14 protein-coding genes are annotated in these 17,640 nt (G+C 42.9%); 7 read left to right on the top strand and 7 right to left on the bottom strand.

The annotated features are described in order from the left end of the window. Positions 1 to 295: 295 nt before the first annotated feature. From V7K69_RS24115 to V7K69_RS24100, 4 genes are all read right to left on the bottom strand, one after another. Entirely contained in the window at positions 296 to 2,191 is a 1,896-nt protein-coding gene (locus tag V7K69_RS24115) for an N-acetylmuramoyl-L-alanine amidase (protein ID WP_335038990.1), read from the bottom strand. Between the two features lie 316 nt (positions 2,192 to 2,507). Further along, a complete protein-coding gene (locus V7K69_RS24110) occupies positions 2,508 to 4,403 on the bottom strand; it encodes an N-acetylmuramoyl-L-alanine amidase (RefSeq protein ID WP_335038988.1) in 1,896 nt (631 codons plus the stop codon). Positions 4,404 to 5,203: 800 nt separating this feature from the next. Then, positions 5,204 to 6,664, bottom strand: coding sequence for a cation:proton antiporter (locus V7K69_RS24105; protein WP_335038986.1), 1,461 nt, complete (start codon positions 6,662 to 6,664; stop codon positions 5,204 to 5,206). Positions 6,665 to 6,863: 199 nt separating this feature from the next. Continuing rightward, positions 6,864 to 7,064 carry a hypothetical protein gene (locus V7K69_RS24100; protein ID WP_190935691.1) on the bottom strand — a complete coding sequence of 67 codons (201 nt, stop codon included), beginning with the start codon at positions 7,062 to 7,064 and terminating at the stop codon, positions 6,864 to 6,866. 29 nt (positions 7,065 to 7,093) lie between these two features. Between V7K69_RS24100 and V7K69_RS24095 the strand changes: the two genes are divergently transcribed. Then, a complete protein-coding gene (locus V7K69_RS24095) occupies positions 7,094 to 7,834 on the top strand; it encodes an SIMPL domain-containing protein (protein ID WP_335038983.1) in 741 nt (246 codons plus the stop codon). Between the two features lie 75 nt (positions 7,835 to 7,909). Here the strand turns inward: V7K69_RS24095 and V7K69_RS24090 are convergent, their stop codons facing one another. Next, positions 7,910 to 8,269, bottom strand: coding sequence for a single-stranded DNA-binding protein (locus tag V7K69_RS24090; RefSeq protein ID WP_012408517.1), 360 nt, complete (start codon positions 8,267 to 8,269; stop codon positions 7,910 to 7,912). A 363-nt stretch (positions 8,270 to 8,632) separates the two neighbouring features. On the opposite strand from V7K69_RS24090, the gene V7K69_RS24085 reads away from it, so the two are divergent. The 3 genes from V7K69_RS24085 (at position 8,633) to mreD (ending at position 11,193) form a co-directional block, all read left to right on the top strand. Next, on the top strand, positions 8,633 to 9,640 hold the full coding sequence (locus tag V7K69_RS24085; RefSeq protein ID WP_094330992.1) for a rod shape-determining protein: 1,008 nt from the start codon (positions 8,633 to 8,635) through the stop codon (positions 9,638 to 9,640). Between the two features lie 99 nt (positions 9,641 to 9,739). Further along, positions 9,740 to 10,549, top strand: a complete 810-nt coding sequence (mreC, locus tag V7K69_RS24080; RefSeq protein WP_335038981.1) for a rod shape-determining protein MreC — start codon at positions 9,740 to 9,742, stop codon at positions 10,547 to 10,549. A 26-nt stretch (positions 10,550 to 10,575) separates the two neighbouring features. Then, positions 10,576 to 11,193 carry a rod shape-determining protein MreD gene (gene mreD, locus V7K69_RS24075; RefSeq protein ID WP_335038979.1) on the top strand — a complete coding sequence of 206 codons (618 nt, stop codon included), beginning with the start codon at positions 10,576 to 10,578 and terminating at the stop codon, positions 11,191 to 11,193. Positions 11,194 to 11,892: 699 nt separating this feature from the next. On the opposite strand, the gene V7K69_RS24070 is transcribed toward mreD, so the two are convergent. Then, positions 11,893 to 12,090, bottom strand: a complete 198-nt coding sequence (locus tag V7K69_RS24070) for a hypothetical protein (RefSeq protein WP_335038977.1) — start codon at positions 12,088 to 12,090, stop codon at positions 11,893 to 11,895. 947 nt (positions 12,091 to 13,037) lie between these two features. On the opposite strand from V7K69_RS24070, the gene sds reads away from it, so the two are divergent. Further along, on the top strand, positions 13,038 to 14,009 hold the full coding sequence (sds, locus tag V7K69_RS24065) for a solanesyl diphosphate synthase (RefSeq protein WP_335038975.1): 972 nt from the start codon (positions 13,038 to 13,040) through the stop codon (positions 14,007 to 14,009). Between the two features lie 291 nt (positions 14,010 to 14,300). Here the strand turns inward: sds and V7K69_RS24060 are convergent, their stop codons facing one another. Next, the gene (locus tag V7K69_RS24060; RefSeq protein ID WP_190962979.1) at positions 14,301 to 14,774 is read right to left on the bottom strand and encodes a hypothetical protein; all 474 of its coding nucleotides are present in this window, start codon (positions 14,772 to 14,774) and stop codon (positions 14,301 to 14,303) included. Positions 14,775 to 14,978: 204 nt separating this feature from the next. Here V7K69_RS24060 and hetZ point away from each other — a divergent pair, with 204 nt between their 5' ends. Both hetZ and V7K69_RS24050 read left to right on the top strand, forming a co-directional pair. After that, positions 14,979 to 16,184, top strand: coding sequence for a heterocyst differentiation protein HetZ (gene hetZ / locus V7K69_RS24055; RefSeq protein ID WP_114085764.1), 1,206 nt, complete (start codon positions 14,979 to 14,981; stop codon positions 16,182 to 16,184). Then, the gene (locus tag V7K69_RS24050) at positions 16,177 to 17,154 is read left to right on the top strand and encodes a PatU (protein ID WP_335038971.1); all 978 of its coding nucleotides are present in this window, start codon (positions 16,177 to 16,179) and stop codon (positions 17,152 to 17,154) included. Before hetZ ends, V7K69_RS24050 begins: the two co-directional genes overlap by 8 nt. The last annotated feature ends 486 nt before the right edge of the window (positions 17,155 to 17,640 follow it).

Genomic DNA, 17,640 nt, shown 5'->3' with positions numbered 1-17,640 from the left:
GATGGGCAAGATTTCTGATTTTCTTAATCATTGCCCTGTCAACGATGTTTTGCTATACCGCTTCATGCTGAACTGGTAGGGTTAGATGAAAGGTACTTCCTACTCCTAACAGACTTTCTGCCCAAATCTGTCCTTGGTGCTGTTGAACAATACTCTTGAAAGTCTATTTACATTTCATAATATACTTGGGCTTTTTTCGCGCCAACTTACTTACCCAGGTATAAAGCGTTTTTTACTCCTGAATTCTGTTAGCACAGCGGGACGTAACCTATTCAGAATTCTGAATTGTACTATATTACCTCTGCTGTAAGTATTTTAGGATGCCACGAGCGATCGCTTCTGCCATCTGATTTTGATACTCTCGGGATGCCAATCTGGGATTGTCTTCTCGACCAGTCATATAACCTGTTTCTACTAAAATCGAGGGCATAGAGCTTTTCCTGAGAACGTAGAATCTGGCTTTGCGGGTTCCCCGGTTTTTGATTGTATCAATGTTTTGCAGAATGGTATTGCGAACTACTTCCGCCAAAGCATAACCGCTATCGTAGTAATATACTTCTAACCCATTCACATCAGGGCGATTATCAACAGAATTAGCGTGAATGCTGACGAACGCAGTTGCATTAACTCGCTCGGCAATTTCTACCCGTCCCTGAAGTTCTACGAAAAAGTCAGCATCCCGCGTTAGTACTGCTTGTACACCATGTTGCTCTAAAATTGCAGCTACCCTTTTACCGATAGGCAGAATTACATCCTTTTCTAAAAGTCCACCTAGACCAGGAGCGCCTGAGTCTTTTCCACCATGTCCTGGGTCAATCACAACTAATAATTTCCCTCTAGGAACTGAGGGACGAGGCTGTGGGCGGGATATCGGCCGGGGATTATCTATGGGGTTTGGGAATTGACCTTGGTTTGGCGATAAAGGAGGTAAATCAATAGGCTGTTGTGTAACGCTACCAGAACGTTGTAATTCTAGAGCCAAAAGCTGGTCGCCAACTTGGTTAAGTTCGCCAATCTGTACTCCGGCTGCTGGCTGAACCAAGACGGTGACTGTATTAGATTCTTGGGGTTGCAAGCGGACTCGCAAGATAGGGCTATTAGAATTAAAAGTCGGGCCTGTAACTTGGGAAGCTAACCGAGCATTGTTGATGGTAATGCGGTACAAACCAGAGGTTCTATCCCAGCCTCCTGTTGCAGATAAAGCTTGGTCTGCTCTAATTAGCAGTTGTGTGCCATTATTAGCCAGTTGCACAGACTCAATAGTCGCTGTACTAGATGGTATGGGGCGTGGATTATTACTATTACCTCCAGGGAACTGGGCAATGCCACGACTGGGCAAAAGTATAAAACCACTACTGTTACTATTAGTTGCTCGCCAATTTTGACCATTTTCATCCACCTGTAAAGTCATGCGAACAACAGATGGACTTGTTTGTAGTTGGCTGAACTGAATACGGCTGACACCATAACGATTAATCGACAAATCGCGTTGCTCTAGACTTGGTGATAAAGTAGCGCTGGCAATGTCGATGTTAATTTCTCTTTGATCGTTGCTACGATTTACCTGAATCTGAGGATTACCACCATTGGTACGGATGAAAAAACCATCGCCTGTAACTTGTAAGTTCTCAATTTGAGTTACCCTGGCGGCAAGCATTCCGTTTTTAGGTGGATTAATAGGGCTGGTTCTCACCACGTTGTAAATATCTCTGGGTGAGAACACAGATGGAGATGTTCTCGGTGAAGGTTGTGTTGCTATAGCTTGTTGTTGCCCACCAGTATTTCTTGAGGGAACATTTTCGGCTACTGGTGTGGGTAATTGCACCATCCAGCGTTCGCCAGTTCTACCAACAAATTGTACACCCTTGGGGTCTAAAGTATAACCAGGAGTCAGTTCAACGACTATGCGTGTTGTTTGTTCGTCAAACTGTCCAACACGGATAGCGCGAATTGCACCGCCCACCTGTTGGGTTAGCTGCGGACGGCCAAATGTTGTTCCTGGTAAATCAATTACCAAACGAGTGGGGTTAAAAATTAATTGTGCTTGGGGTTGAACATTCCCTAGAGTATTTATTTCCAGCTTGTTTTGATTGACATCAAAACGCCAAGATTCAAGTTTCGCAGCCATTGCGGGCGACGATAGCATGAAGATAGTTCCAATAGTACTGGATAGTAACCAGCGTAATTTCACAGTCTTTTCTCCTGATTCACATTCATGGGAGCCGTCAAAATTTCAATATATTGGCAAATCCTCACACCATCACCGCACACACTTGAGTATTACGCTCTGATTAAGACACAGCTAATGGCGTAAAATATAGCACGCTCCTCTGATTTTGCCATGCCATCGATTAGCCCAGATAAATTTGACTTGTAAAGCATCAGATGACAATAACAAAGATGCTACTCTTGTCCCGCCGCAATAATACTTAAATTGGTTTTACTACTAAATTGGATAAACATGGTAAAGATTAGATGTATTTACTCAATAATTTCGACTAAATTACTTATCTTCTCTTTAAATACTGAAGAACACCACGAGCGATCGCATCTGCCATTTGATTTTGGTAAGCGGAGCTTCTGAGTTTAGCGTTATCATCTCGACCAGTCAAATAACCTGTTTCTACAAGAATAGAAGGCATGGAACTTTTTCTGAGGACATAAAATCTGGCTCGCCGCACTCCCCTATCTCTGACATTTACGCTTTGGAGAATACTGTTATGGACAACGCGAGCTAGACCCAAACCGCTGTCGTAATAATACGTTTCCAAGCCACTGACATCTGGACGACTTGCACCAGCCGAATTAGCGTGGATGCTAACAAATACATCAGCGTTAGCTCGCTCTGCTAATTGCACCCGTCCGGGAAGGGTGACGAAATAGTCAGAATCCCGCGTCATAACGACTTGTATGCCATTTTGCTGCAAAACCTGAGCTATCCTTTTGCTAATAGGCAAAATAATATCCTTTTCGAGTACTCTCCCAATGCCCACTGCTCCTGAATCTTTACCGCCATGTCCTGGGTCAATAATGACTACCACTCGTCCATTGGTAACTCGGCGCTGTGGTTGGAATTGGGGCTGGGGATTGGGATTGTTTGGGTCTGGGAATGGCCCCCTATTTGGCGGCGGTAGCCCAGGTAAACCATAGGAGGGTCTTCCGGGGAGAGAAACAATTCGACGAGAACCTTGTATTGGTATAGCCAAAAGCTGGTCGCCGATTTGCTGGGGTTGATCGAGTTGTACTCCAGGTGCTGGTTGAACTAAAACAACGACTGTGTTGGCTGCTTGGGGTTGCAGACGTACCCGGAGAATTGGGCTATTGGGGGCAAAAGTAGGGCCTGTAACTCTGGGAGCTAACTTGGCATTGTTAATTGTGACACGGAACACACCAGATGATCTATCCCAGGTTCCCGTAGCAGATAAAGTTTGGTCGGCTCTAATCAGCAGTTGTCTGCCATTATCAGCCAGTTGCACAGATTCAATGGTTGCTGGGGAGTCGTTAGCAGCAGATAATCTGCTAGGGAAGGAGGGTGGTTGTGATTGATTGTCCGAATTACTACTTCCAGGTAATCTGACAACGCGACTAGGTAAAACCACCAAACCACCACTGTTACTATTAGTTGCTTGCCAATCTGGACTATTTTTATCTACCCGCAAAGTCAAGCGAACGATAGGAGTTTGGTTTTGTAGTTGGGTGAATTCGACGCGGCTAATACCATGTTTGTTAACAGGCTGATTATTCTGTTGCGCCAGACGTGATGATAAAGATGCGTCAGAGATATCTATGAAGATACTGGCGCGATCGCGGCTGCGAATTGTCTTAATCCCCGGATTACCACCACTGGTACGGAGGAATAACCCATCGCCTGTTACTGTCAAGCTTTCAATTTGCGTCGCCCCGCGTGTAGTAGTAGTGGCAACCCTTGAAATACTAGGTTGCCGCTCAGAATCTGGGGTAACGACACTGTAAGCACTTCTGGGAGGTGAGGCAGGAAATGAAGCTACTCGATCAACTTCTGGTCTAGGTAATTGCACCGTCCAGCGATCGCCAGATGTCCCAACAAATTGGACTCGTTTGGGGTCTAAAGTATAACCAGGTGTCAGTTCTACAACTATGCGTGTCGTTTCTGTATCAAACTGCCCAACCCGAATCGAGCGAATTCCCCCACCCACCTGTTGGGTTAGCTGTGGACGGCCAAATGTTGTTCCTGGCAAATCAATTACCAGCCGAGTGGGGTTGAAAATTAATTGTGCCTGGGGTTGAACTGCTCCCACAGTATTAATTTCCAGCCTGTTTTGATTGGCATCAAAGCGCCAAGATTCAAGTTTCGCAGCCATTACAGGCGACGATAGCATGAAGATAGTTCCAATAGTGCTGGGTAGTAACCAGTGTAATTTCACAGTTCTTTCTCCTAATTCACGTTCATGGGAGTTGTCAACGAAGAGGGAAGGGGGAGAGGGAGAAGAGAGCAGGGGAAATGACCCCATCCTCCTGCTGTGAAATAGAGCGGAAAATGGGTCTGAGTCTCCCACTTCTCCACCAGTAGTTCTCGTACCCTTCGGGATTGAGCGCAACAGGTGGGGTCGAATCCCCTTTCTGTTCTATCTCCCCTGCTCCCTGCTCCCTTGCCTCTTTCTTGTTCAATATCTCAACTCATTGGGAAATCATCACGCCGTCACCACCTAAACTCGCTCTTTGATGCCTTGTTTGATTTTTAAGCTGGTATAAAGACACGCTTAAATCAGTTATCAGATTTCATATTTGCTTGAAATCCCAATATAAAATCTTCCACTTTGGAGGTGGATGAATCTGACTCCCAAGGAAGCTAGAAAACTAATAACTGATAACCGTTCACTGATAACTGTTTTTTATTTTTTGCCATCAATGCACTAAGTAGATAATTCCCATTACTGTCAGACGATCTAGCAAAATTTATGGGTGTTACTCCCCAATTACCTGGAAAATATTCAGATAATGGCTTACAAGCCTAGGGAGAGTGGAAATAAATAACATTCCGAATGCTGATAGAAATTATAAACAGACGATTATTCTACAATCAGATGGGACGGAAATTTGGAGAGAGAAGTTTCCACTTTATAATTGCAGAATCTTCAAAATACGGTGATTTTACTGAATTTAGAGTGCTGAGTTCCGAGGGAAAATCACTCAGAACTCAGTAAGAATTTACCCAAGATTTTGATTAGCGATCGCCAGATTCTGGAGTTACTTCTGATGCTGGCACCTTCGACTTAGGTGGTTCAATTACCAACGAGGTTCCAGAGGAACCATCTAAAACCAGTTGGTCTGAGCCTGCATCCACAGTTTTTGGATCTGGAAACACAAATCGTAACAAGGGAGGAGCTAAAAAGGTTGTCAAGATAACCATCATAATAATTGCCGCCCCTAGTGGTTTCGAGAGAGCGCCACTGGCTGCGCCGACACCAGCAAACACTAATCCAACTTCTCCTCTAGGAATCATCCCCACACCGATCGCTAAACGGTTGATTTCTGGTTGACCAAACACGCTCAAGCCTGTGATTACTTTACCGAGAATGGCTACTGTAATCAGGAAAGTTGCCATAATTAAACCTTCTCGATTATCGGGAATTGCTGGGTTTAACACTCCCAAATCAGTTTTTGCCCCAACAGTCACAAAGAAAATTGGCACTAACATATCGGCAATAGGACAGACTTGCGTTTGCAATTCTTTACGCTTCTCTGTCTCTTCTAGGACTAAACCCGCCGCAAAAGCTCCCAAAATCGCTTCTAAGTGGATGACGGCAGCAAGGTATGCCATAGCAAAGGCGAAGATGAATGCTGGTATTACCAATCCGCCGCGTGTTTTGAGTTGATCAGCGATCGCTACAAAGGACTTATTGAAAAAATTCCCTAGTAGAATTGCTCCCAAAATAAAACCAGTGGCGCTGATAATCAAATAAATAACTTTGCTAACATCCACCACACCATCTTTAGCGAGGCTGGCAACTACCGCCAAAACGATGATTCCTAGAACATCGTCAATTACAGCAGCACCCAAAATAATCTGCCCTTCTTTAGAATTGAGCCGTCCCAACTCTGACAGCACCTTGGAAGTAATCCCAATACTAGTGGCAGTCAAAGCCGCCCCAGCAAAAATTGCGGGTACAGCAGCAATTCCAAATAAAGTCATCAATCCCACAGTACCAGCCGCAAAGGGTACTACTACTCCCACTACTGCGACGACGGTGGCTTGGATACCAACTGCCATTAAGTCTTTTAAGTTTGACTCCAAGCCAATTTCAAACAGCAGAATGATCACACCCAACTCTGCCAAAACAGAAATGACCTCAGACTGTGCTGCAAACACGGCTGGAGTGGCTTCAGGACTTAAACCAGCAGTGATCTGAAGGAAAGACATGATCAAAGAGTTAGAACTGTCTGTGCTGCCTTCTGGAAATACTAAAAGGTGGAAAACAGAGATGCCTACTACCACACCACCGACTAGTTCGCCTAAAACGGGCGGCAAACCCACTTTGTTTGATAACTCTCCACCAACTTTGCTGGCGAGGTAAACGACTACTAAGCTTAGTAGCACTGCGGCTACTACCATTGAACTGTCTGCGGCTGCTGTTGCAGTAGCCAGCAGAGGAAAAGAGAAGTTAATTGGATCTAACAAATGCATGGGTTCTGTGAAAATCCTTCTCTTTGATTTTGACGTGTTTCTGAAAAACATCTATCTGTGGAGACGCTATTGGCAGGTTCAAAAACTTAATTTGTGCCATTTGTCTACTTAACCAAGCGCTATCAAAAAACTTCGCAAACCCAGGCTACAGACAGTTTAGAAAGTTGCAGTCTGTCAAAGTCGGTGAATCAATTTACCATCATGACAAAATCTTTAAAAATGTTGGTGTAATTTTTTTAGTATCAAAAAATGTAACCATTTCAGCTTTTGACGATCGCAGTGTCAAAGTAAGAACATACAAATCGTATCTAGCGATCGCACTTAAGTTGTGAAAAACTTGTGGTGACTGTTGACTTTTAACAGCCGCCAGAAGATTGCTAAATACGCTTATTAAAAACATCTGTGGATACTTTGAGGAGTGCAAATCTTATGACTAGAGCCGCTTTACCCGGTTCTCAGTTTCCATCTGGAAACCTGTGGAAAATACTGCCTTTAGCCCTGCTAGTATGTGCAACTTTTGTACTACCGGCATTGGCGCAAGAGAAGGAGAAAATGTGGCGAACCCTTAGTGTCAGTGGTCGCGGAGTTGAAACGATTCCGACAACCTTGGCGGAAGTTAGCTTAGGAGTGGAGATTCAGGGGAAAACAGCACAAGAGGTACAGCAAGAAGCCGCCCGGAAGTCATCGGCTGTAGTTGCGTTCCTCAAAAGCCAAAATGTCGAAAAATTACAAACTACTGGTATCCGCTTGAATCCCGTTTACAGCTACACCAATAATGTGCAGAAAATTACAGGCTATGCCGCCAGTAATACGGTGAGTTTTAGGATTCCCACAGAGAAAGCTGGTACATTATTAGATGATGCAGTGAAAGCGGGTGCAACACAAATTAATGGTATTAGTTTTGTTGCGAATGATGAAGCGATCGCATCTGCTCAAAAACAAGCACTAAAAGAAGCCACCCAAGATGCCCAGCAGCAAGCTGATGCTGTTTTCAGTGCTTTGGGTTTCAAATCCAAAGAAATAGTCAGCATTCAAGTTAATAATGCTAGTCCACCTCCACCAACCATGTTTTTACGGGCTGAAGCTGCCAAGGTAGCTGATTCTTCCACCCCTGTCGTTGGTGGTGAACAGGAAGTCGAAGCATCGGTGACTTTACAAATTAGTTATTAGTCATTTGTCATTAGTCCTTTGTCATTTGTGAGGGCAAAGGACTAAATCAATTCCCAATTCCCAATTCCCAATCAATTAAAAATGTTCTGAAGACATATCTCCACCGCCCTCTCCATCGCGCTTAGAGCCTAATAATTCTAGTTGGTCTACTCTAATAATTGGTGTAGAACGGTTTGCTCCTGTTTGGCGATCGCTCCATGTGTCAAACTTTAAGGAACCTTTGATGCCAATTAAGCTGCCTTTACGCACATAATTGCCTGCTACTTCAGCCGTTTTATCCCATAATTCCAGAGTGAACCAGTCAGGTTCGTCGCTGTTGCGCGATCGCCTTTTTACCGCTAATGTCAATCTACACTTAACACTACCAGACTCAAAATATTTTATATCTGGGTCGCCGCCTACACGGCCAACAAGGGTGACAATATTGATACTCATAGGTTTTACCTTTCAGTACAGGTGTACTTGTTAATTCCGACTTTCATCATAGCGAATTGTGAAACACTTGAAAATAATGTGTTAAACAGTTAACAATATAGTGGAATTGAAAAATTATACATAACTACTTGGAGAAACACATAAAAGTATACGGATATACTAAGCAAACCAGAGAATATCAAAAAACAAGGGACTGAGACATAGCAAATATTCCTGGGAATCATATAACAATATAGTTTAGTTTTCTGAACTCAGGATACAAAGATAATCGAATCCACTCTTACCGTTGTAGTCAAGAAGTATCGCACATAGGGGGCTTAGAGAAGCGTGGGTATTTTTAGGAACTTTCGCACATCATGGGATATGGGTATCGACCTCGGTACTGCTAACACCCTGGTTTATGTATCTGGGAAAGGTATTGTACTGCAAGAGCCTTCTGTAGTTGCTATCGATGTCAACGAAAAGGTAGCACTAGCAGTAGGAGAAGAAGCCAAAAAAATGCTCGGCCGCACACCTGGAAATGTGATTGCCCTCCGCCCCTTGCGCGATGGTGTAATCGCTGATTTCGATATAGCCGAGCTAATGCTGAAAAGCTTTATTCAGCGTGTAAATGAAGGTAAATCTTTAATTTTACCCCGAATTGTCATTGGTATTCCCAGTGGGGTCACGGGTGTAGAAAGACGGGCTGTGATGGATGCAGCTCACCAAGCAGGAGCAAGAAAAGTTTATTTAATCGATGAACCTGTAGCTGCCGCCATTGGTGCAGGATTACCAGTTGCCGAACCCACTGGCAACATGATTATCGATATTGGTGGTGGTACAACCGAAGTCGCAGTGCTAAGTCTTCAGGGCACGGTAATCAGCGAATCAGTACGCATTGCTGGGGATGAACTAACTGATTCAATCATTCAGTATATTAAAAAAGTTCATAACTTAGTCATTGGTGAACGGACTGCTGAAGACATCAAGATTCGGCTTGGTTCTGCGTATCCTACCCATGATGATAATGATGCCATGATGGAAATCCGAGGCTTACACCTGCTTTCTGGTCTACCGCGAACTGTAACCATCAAAGGCCCAGAAATCCGTGAAAGTATGTTGGAACCACTATCAGTAATTATAGAAGCTGTGAAGCGGACACTGGAACGTACACCTCCAGAACTAGCAGCAGACATTATTGACAGAGGGATTATGTTAGCTGGGGGTGGTGCTTTGCTCAAAGGCATAGATACCTTAATCAGTCATGAAACAGGGATTGTGACTCACATCGCCGCCGACCCTCTCTGTTGTGTTGTGCTGGGAACAGGTCGGGTGTTAGAAAACTTCAAACAGCTAGAACGGGTTGTTACCGAAAGCTCTCGCAATATGTAGCAAAAAAATATCATACTTGAGTTCTATTTGAGTTCTATTTGGGTTCTATATAAATAGAATCCAAATAGAACTTAATTGTATAAGTAGATAAAGGTATATATGGTTACAATACGGCGCTGGTGGGATCGTAAAGGCTTACAAATTGGGTTGTTAGCTCTAGTAATTGGTAGTGCTTGGGTATTGCGACAAACTCAAGGTGAATTGGTGCTTGAGACATACCAGGCACTTACCCGTCCATTAGAGATGTTGCAGTCAGGGCCAACTCCAGAAGAACGTATCAGAGATGCCCGGATATTAGAATTGCAAACCCGTATAGTAGATTTGGAAAGTCAAAAGACAAAGCTACAAGATTTATTAGGCTATGTGGAAAAAGAGCCACTGGCATCACGGCCAATTCCAGCCAGGGTAGTAGGACGTAGTGCTGACCAGTGGTGGCAACAAGTTACTCTGAATCGCGGCGCGAATGCAGGGATTCAGGAAGGCTTTGTAGTCAAGGCCGATGGCGGATTAGTCGGTTTGGTGGAGAGTGTAACCCCCAATACTAGCCGTGTGTTGTTAATCAGTGACCTCAAGAGTCAAGTTGGTGTATCAGTTAGCCGCACAGCAGCTAAAGGTGTTTTGCGAGGAGATTCTTCTGCCGAAGCTGTGCTGGAGTTTTATGAAAAAGTCCCAAATGTCAAAATAGGAGATTTAGTTTCCACATCTACCTATAGTCAGAAATTTCCATCTGGCTTGGCAGTAGGACGAATTAAGTCGCTGGATTTAAAGAAACTTCCCGCATCAGTAGCGAAAATTGAGCTTTTTCCGCCAATTCGCTCTCTTGATTGGGTAGCAGTTTATCCAAAGCCAGAAAACCAAGAGCCGGAAAACGAAAAGTCGGCCAATCAACTGCCGCAAAATTCTAAGTAAATTCTCGCTTAAAAATCCATAGAAAAATGAAGATTCCTGCATTTGGTATTAGCAGGCAGAAAAAGCCAAAATCGTCAGAGCGAAAATCGAAATTCCGAATCCAGCCGCTTTCTCGTTGGCATCCCGGTGTACGGCAGTTGTTTAGTTGGATAGTGACTGCTAGTTCTGTACTGTTATGTTTACTATTATTACCAACCCGCCTGCCAGGTATGGAATTATTGGGAATTGGCCCTAACTGGCTATTAATTTGGGTGGTAACTTGGAGTGTGAAGCGCACAGTATTTGCCGGAGCCTTGGCAGGTATAGTTCTGGGGCTACTTCAAGATTCCATGACAGCACCTAACCCCACTCACGCCATCAGTTTAGGAATTGTGGGAATTTTAACTGGTCTACTCCAGAAACAGCGTTTTATTGAAGAAGACTTTATTTCGATTGCTGTAATTGTCTTTGTGATGGCAGTTTTGGCAGAAACTATCTTTGGGTTGCAATTAACTTTGATAGGAAATGAGCGCAAAGTAACAGATATTTGGACATATTACCAGCGTGTCGCCCTCGCCTCTGCCATTCTTAGTAGTCTGTGGGCACCTGTGGTCTATTATCCCCTCAATCGTTGGTGGCAACGATTGAAATTGTTGGAGCAATAGTCAAGGGAGTTAGAATAGAATTTACGCAAAACCACACGCAGTAGAGGCAATTCATGATATTACCCCTACCGCGTGTGGTTTTGGCTATTATTTGCGTATATCTTGCAAATCTTTAATTATTTCAGCCGATTTACTTCGGTTATGATTGCCAGAAAAGAAAATTCTCCTCTGTAACCTGAATCGTGATGAAATTTGGGCAACCTCTAGCAATATGGATTCAAGCTACATTAAATCAAACAACACCGTATCATTGTAGTTAGTAGCATTGATGTTTGATACTTTCTTTTTTGCCTTACAAGAATATCAGGTAAGTCATCTCCTGATTTCCTGACGGCATAATTATGGAAGCTTTCACTGAATAACCTAGTTGGAGAACGCTAATGTCAAAGGAAAGAAAAAGTAATAAAGAAGTTAAAAAACCTAAAAAAGATCCCAAGGACAAAAAGGATAAAAACGACCCAAACAAATAGAACGATTGAGACCAAGGGCATTTCTAATGTTTTTTATATTTTTTGGCAGAAAAACCCCAGGTTTCAAGCTAGACGAGGTTTATCCCAATTCTTTGTGAAACTTTACAAAATCAAGCTAGTAAGGCAAGGGGCAAAATCCCCTTGTTCGTAAGCAACCTCAGATGCAATCAGTATAAGGAGTTAAAAGTTTTGAATTAATAACTCCTAACTCCTAACTCCTCACTACCCACTACTGACTATTAACAGCTTCAGTTACCTTTGCCCTTATTGATATCTCCTGCTTGTGTTTTCCTTCGCCAGATGAAGGAAAACTTTTAGGAACAGTTTTTGTGCCCGTTCGCTTTGCCAGTGCCAATAACAGGTAGACTGTGAACAAATATCCAGACGCTAAAATAAAAATCATCATAGGTATACTTCCGTAAATCATTGTTCTACTAGCACCCTTTCAAACGAATATAAAATTCCATAAAATTAGTAGAACCTCAGCCAACCAAGTACATTCTTGATTGCTGTAGCTTCCTATGGTAAAATTACCTATAGAGATAAAATTCTCTACGGACAAAGAATTTATTGTCTAATGAGACTTCTTGCAGACCATAGATCCACAGCAGTTAGATTGCCGTTTAGCAATCTAAAACTACGATTCTCAGCGGTCTACTTGATCTGCGTTATTTTTACTCACACTGCTGTGAAAAGAGCAATGCTTGCGCTCAACGTGCGCTGAAGACGTGTAGCGGCTTCCCATAGGGATATAGCATAGCTCCAAGCCAGGAGTTTTGCATATCGTAGGAAAAATCAAAGGGATTATTCCCTTAATCTAAGCTACGACTAATTATTTTAGACTCACATCAACAATTAAGTAAAATCACTTAGTAAGTGAAGTACTTTGGGGTGTGAATATCTGAAAAATTTAAAATTCCTATAATTTAGCGTAACACAACGACCCTGAATTTGAAGCCCATTCCACTGCTAAATTTCAAATTTTTTGAATAGCTACACTTCAGTTCTGAAGAAATTTAGTTTTATCCATTCTCAACTTAATTTAAATTATATCCATTTTGTCAATAAGTAATATTGCTTGAATTTTGCTTTGATCTGTGGCGATAAACTTGTACTTACAAACTACCTAATACAATTAAAGCTGGCATTTGTTTACGTGTACTGATAATTCATATTTTAAGTTAATTTAAAACTCGAATTTCTGCAAAATTAAGCATAATTGCTTATTGACAAACACGTCGTTAATCTTAATTAACACCAATAGGCTGATAAAAATGGGATTGTCTGATGAAAACTTTGCGCTGGCACAGGGTTATCTTAAAATGAGTGTAGGATATGTAAACTTTCGTAACCTAAGTCAGAGTCCGCCCATCCATGACCCCAGCCACCTCCCTGTTTACCCCTGTGGAAGCAGACCTGCGACTACTAGCAGATAACCTAAAACAGCTAGTTGGAAATCGCCACCCCATTTTGTTTGCAGCAGCCGAACATTTATTCGGAGCTGGGGGAAAGCGTATCAGACCAGCAATTGTCCTGCTAATATCGCGGGCAACAATGTTAGAGCAAGATATTACACCGCGTCATCGCCGCCTAGCTGAGATTACAGAAATGATTCACACAGCAAGCTTGGTACATGACGATGTGGTAGATGAATCAGACGTGCGGCGAGGCGTTCCTACCGTTCATAGTTTGTTCGGTAATCGCATTGCCATATTAGCAGGAGATTTTCTTTTTGCCCAATCGTCCTGGTATTTAGCAAACTTGGACAATTTGGAGGTTGTGAAACTCCTCTCAGAAGTCATTATGGATCTGGCTACTGGGGAGATCCAGCAGGGACTAAATCGTTTTGATGCTGGTATCTCTATTGAAACTTACCTCCAGAAGAGTTATTACAAAACAGCTTCGTTAATCGCCAACAGTTCTAAAGCTGCTGGGTTACTTAGTGAAGTCTCGCGGGAAACTGTTGAGCATCTGTATAGCTACGGTCGTCATTTTGGTATAGCATTTCAAATTGTTGACGACATTCTAGATTTCACCAGTACGACAGATACCTTGGGTAAACCAGTGGGGTCTGATCTTAAAAGTGGTAATCTGACTGCGCCCGTTTTATTTGCTTTAGCCCAAAAACCATCCTTGGAAGTGCTAATTGAACGAGAATTTGCTCAAGATGGAGATTTAGAGCAAGCACTAGCACTAATTCAAGATAGTCAAGGCATACACCAGGCGCGGGAGTTAGCTGCTCACCATGCGAAGTTAGCAATTGAACATCTTGCAGTTCTCCCACCCTCAGAATCTCACCAGGCATTAATTAACATAGCTGAGTACACACTGAGTCGCCTCTATTAACTCAGTTATTAGTTATTAGGTACAAAATGGGGTTTTAGATGCCAAGTTAAACCTACCAGATGTTCTTAGGTGGGGAAATTTGGCTCAGTTGTCAGCTAAATTTTGAAAAATGTTCACTGATAACTGTTTGTTCAGCAATTTTAGATTAAGCCGATCGCCTGGTTCTTTAAAGAACTAAAAGGGTAGTAATTGGCATTAATTTCTTTTCATCAAAAACTTTTTCAAATAAATTTGAGCTTTAAAATTTGGGATGTGGGATTGTATCTAAAAAATCCCACATCCCAAATTTTTCTATGCAATATCAGGGGGTATCTGTTTAGGCGATCGCTGCTCTCGCAACCTTTGTTGCATGAGTTTCTCTAGATCAGTTCGCCGAATTTCAACGGTATGAGTGGTCTTACCCGGCGTTTCCAAAAAAAGGATACTATCTACGGGTTCCAATGCCACCAATTGGAACAAAATATGGGTGACAGGAACAATTTTAGCTAGCATTTGAGGGTCAAGCCCAGCAGGGGAAATTAGAGAGACATCCTGTATGGTAGGGAAAGCGTAAATAACTCGCTTTTCCAATCCTGGATTAGCACGATTGCTCAAGGTAGTTAAAACCCAGCTTGCCTCCGAATTTTGGAGAATATAGTACTGGGAGTGACGTAATTTTTGAGCGATCGCTCTAAGGGCAGGAGCAATTGCTGCAATCAGATTTGGTGTTATACCATCGCGGGGTGCATTGTCAATCAGCAATTGAATTTGTGCTTCTAAATCCATAATGACTTGTATACGGCTCCTGGGTAATGGCAATAACATCTATCAAAGTGTGAACAATCCCATCCAAGTTGGGAATAATAAAATCAGCCATATCCTGAATGTAGGATTGGTCTGCGTTTAGCTTATACGTAAAACCAAAAAAGCCAATACCCACAGTCGTACAGGTTGTATTTAAATACTTAAGGTCTTTTGAAAACTGAGACTATGAATTCAGCCGCAACCGCAACAATTCCATCTGCAAATATTCTGGGAGAAAATTCTAAAGGCGTGGAGGTGATCTTTCAACTCCTATCCAAGGAGTTTCAACAATCGACCAAAGCTTCGGAACAGAATTGCCATGATGTAGCAAGACGTATTACCACCGAAGTATATCGGATTTGCCACGAGAGCAAACGTATTCAAGCTTCGGGAACTGTAGAAAGCTCGGCGATGACCCTGGCTCGGCATCGGCTACAACAGTGTCTCAGGTACTATCAGTTGGGTTCAAATCGGGGCAGGGTAGAATTACACAGTACTCTGAGTGCAATTATTTATCGATACATTAATCCGCCTCAGAAGCAATTGAGTTATCAAGGGCGACTGACTATAATCGAAGATTTTTTACAAAGTTTTTATCTGGAAGCATTAAACGCTTTCCGCCGAGAAAATCAACTTGGTGCGACTTATCGCCCTCAGACGCTTCTAGAATTATCTGAGTACATGGCATTTACTGAGCGCTACGGCAAACGACGCATTCCCTTACCAGGCCGTCAGCAGCAGCTAATTATCTTGCGGGCGCAAACTTTTTCTCAACAGCAGCCCCCAGAAACCAGCGTAGATATAGAACAAGCCGCAGAAGGTAGCAATAACGAAGGCGATGGTTCTTGGGAAGAACCCGCAGTGCATCAATTGCGCTCCACAATGGCAACGCAAGCCGAACCCGAACCGGAAGAAGATACCTTGCGTTCGGTTGTGGTGACAGAATTAATGAATTATCTCGAACAACGACAACAATCTGACTGTGCTGATTACTTTTCCCTCCGCCTCCAGGATCTCTCAGCACAAGAAATAGAGTCAATTTTAGGTTTAACCCCTCGTCAGAGAGATTACTTACAGCAGCGCTTCAAGTATCATTTAATTCGGTTTGCTTTATTACACCGTTGGGAATTAGTTCACGAGTGGCTAGAAGCTTCTTTGCACACCAATTTGGGCTTAACTCCCCAGCAATGGCAAGTATACACAGCACAGCTGGACAATAAGCAACGGTCTTTATTAGAGTTGAAGCAGCAAGGACAAGCCGATGAAAAAATTGCCAAAACTTTAGGGTTGTCAATGGCACAACTTCAAAAACGGTGGTTTAAGATTCTTGAGCAAGCTTGGGAAATTCGTAACTCATTAGTGTCCGGATCAGGTGCATCTACTCATGAATAGTGACTCAGAATCCTCACAATACCAGTATCTCGGTTGGTTATTGACAGATAATGTCAAAAATAACGAGCAATCGGTAGAATCTGAGGAAAATGACGGGGTAAAAAAACTCATCAATGAAGCCACTGCTTCAAAAAGCAGTGAGCCAAAATTGGGAGGAACGCCCCAGACCCTTCAATTGGGAGAAATTCCTACTGTGCAAGATCGTTTTCAAGCCGTCATTAAACATCGGTTACAAATCCAAGCCCAAGACCATCCACCTTTGTTTCCCTGGGAAACACAATTAATCGACTATCCCGATTTTGTTGATGAGCCGTCAATGACGCTCGTTCCTACCTGGGGATGGATGGTACAACAGTCGAAGCTGAAACTGCCTTGTCCCTTGCCGGAGAGAGTTTTCCAGCAATTGCTGGAACAGTGTCAGGCATTGGTGACATCTTCAGTTCCTCTAGGGGCAAAATTAGTTCAAGTGGTGGAGAACTTTTTTCCCAACGAGTCTCAAGCATTAAATGATATAGCTGGATTGGTGCTAAGAAGTACCTATCGCTCTGTCAGTACTCTGGAGACAATGCCCAATATTCAGAGCGATTACTCAGATTTACAGCCGCGTCAACAGATGGCTTTGTCGTTGCTGGCAGCTAAACAACTGCTGGAAAATTTGACTCTACCACTTTCAGCAACCAATCCAGTGGTAGAAAGACAATGGCTAACCACTGTCGGTAATTTGAACATCAGAGTAGAGTATCAATCTGAAGGTAAACTTACGAAGTTACTTGTTCAAGCTGAGTTACCTGTTAAAGGAACTTTGATACTTCGTGGAAGTGGCACTTTAGCAATGGCAACATCTTCGACTTCGGGATACTTAAGTGTAGAGTTAGGTTGTGAGCAACTTAACCCAACTTATACTCTGGAAGTTGAGTTTCCCGAAATAGACCAACAGCCGCTTTTGTTTGTTATTAATCCCACTGTGTAATCTGAATTACCACGGCTAGTACGTAATGCCACATATCTTAAGGTAACTATTCCCTAGCTGTTGCCTTGGGGATTTTTCAGTCTCTAGATACTACTAGTAGCAGGGTGCTTATTTATACTTAGGCGTGGTTGCAGTAAACCAGTGGTGTAGACTCACCCTCCATCCCATAAATTGAATGCTTCGTGGGTACTTGTCAGTCCACTCGGTTACTAGCATAGCCTGGGGAACGAGTTAGTTTATTGTGCTGATTTCGCCTCTATTTTACCAAGCAACCAATTTTTCACAACGAATTTATTCGATTGTGCTTTTTTATACAAAATTATGTTCACTCTTGGCACAATGAAACCCTACGACAGGAGAAGGGAAGCAAAGGTTGAAAACTCTGTTTTCAACCTGAGAGGGTGACAAGGCAACTCTAAGCTAGATGGGACAAAACTTTGAGAAGATGGTGGAGACAAAAAATAGGGAGCATTTTTGTGGCTCCCC

Source organism: Nostoc sp. (genome assembly GCF_036917775.1).
GTDB lineage: Bacteria > Cyanobacteriota > Cyanobacteriia > Cyanobacteriales > Nostocaceae > Nostoc.
This window is presented reverse-complemented; position numbering and strand designations above follow the sequence as displayed.

Excerpts from the sequence above, each read along its gene's own strand:
- mreD (WP_335038979.1), top strand. The coding sequence starts at position 10,576 with ATGAAGATTCCTGCATTTGGTATTAGCAGGCAGAAAAAGCCAAAATCG.
- V7K69_RS24070 (WP_335038977.1), bottom strand. The coding sequence starts at position 12,090 with ATGATTTACGGAAGTATACCTATGATGATTTTTATTTTAGCGTCTGGA.
- hetZ (WP_114085764.1), top strand. The coding sequence starts at position 14,979 with ATGAATTCAGCCGCAACCGCAACAATTCCATCTGCAAATATTCTGGGA.
- V7K69_RS24090 (WP_012408517.1), bottom strand. The coding sequence starts at position 8,269 with ATGAGTATCAATATTGTCACCCTTGTTGGCCGTGTAGGCGGCGACCCA.
- V7K69_RS24105 (WP_335038986.1), bottom strand. The coding sequence starts at position 6,664 with ATGCATTTGTTAGATCCAATTAACTTCTCTTTTCCTCTGCTGGCTACT.
- V7K69_RS24060 (WP_190962979.1), bottom strand. The coding sequence starts at position 14,774 with ATGGATTTAGAAGCACAAATTCAATTGCTGATTGACAATGCACCCCGC.
- V7K69_RS24085 (WP_094330992.1), top strand. The coding sequence starts at position 8,633 with ATGGGTATCGACCTCGGTACTGCTAACACCCTGGTTTATGTATCTGGG.
- V7K69_RS24095 (WP_335038983.1), top strand. The coding sequence starts at position 7,094 with ATGACTAGAGCCGCTTTACCCGGTTCTCAGTTTCCATCTGGAAACCTG.
- V7K69_RS24100 (WP_190935691.1), bottom strand. The coding sequence starts at position 7,064 with ATGTTTTTAATAAGCGTATTTAGCAATCTTCTGGCGGCTGTTAAAAGT.
- sds (WP_335038975.1), top strand. The coding sequence starts at position 13,038 with ATGACCCCAGCCACCTCCCTGTTTACCCCTGTGGAAGCAGACCTGCGA.
- mreC (WP_335038981.1), top strand. The coding sequence starts at position 9,740 with ATGGTTACAATACGGCGCTGGTGGGATCGTAAAGGCTTACAAATTGGG.
- V7K69_RS24050 (WP_335038971.1), top strand. The coding sequence starts at position 16,177 with ATGAATAGTGACTCAGAATCCTCACAATACCAGTATCTCGGTTGGTTA.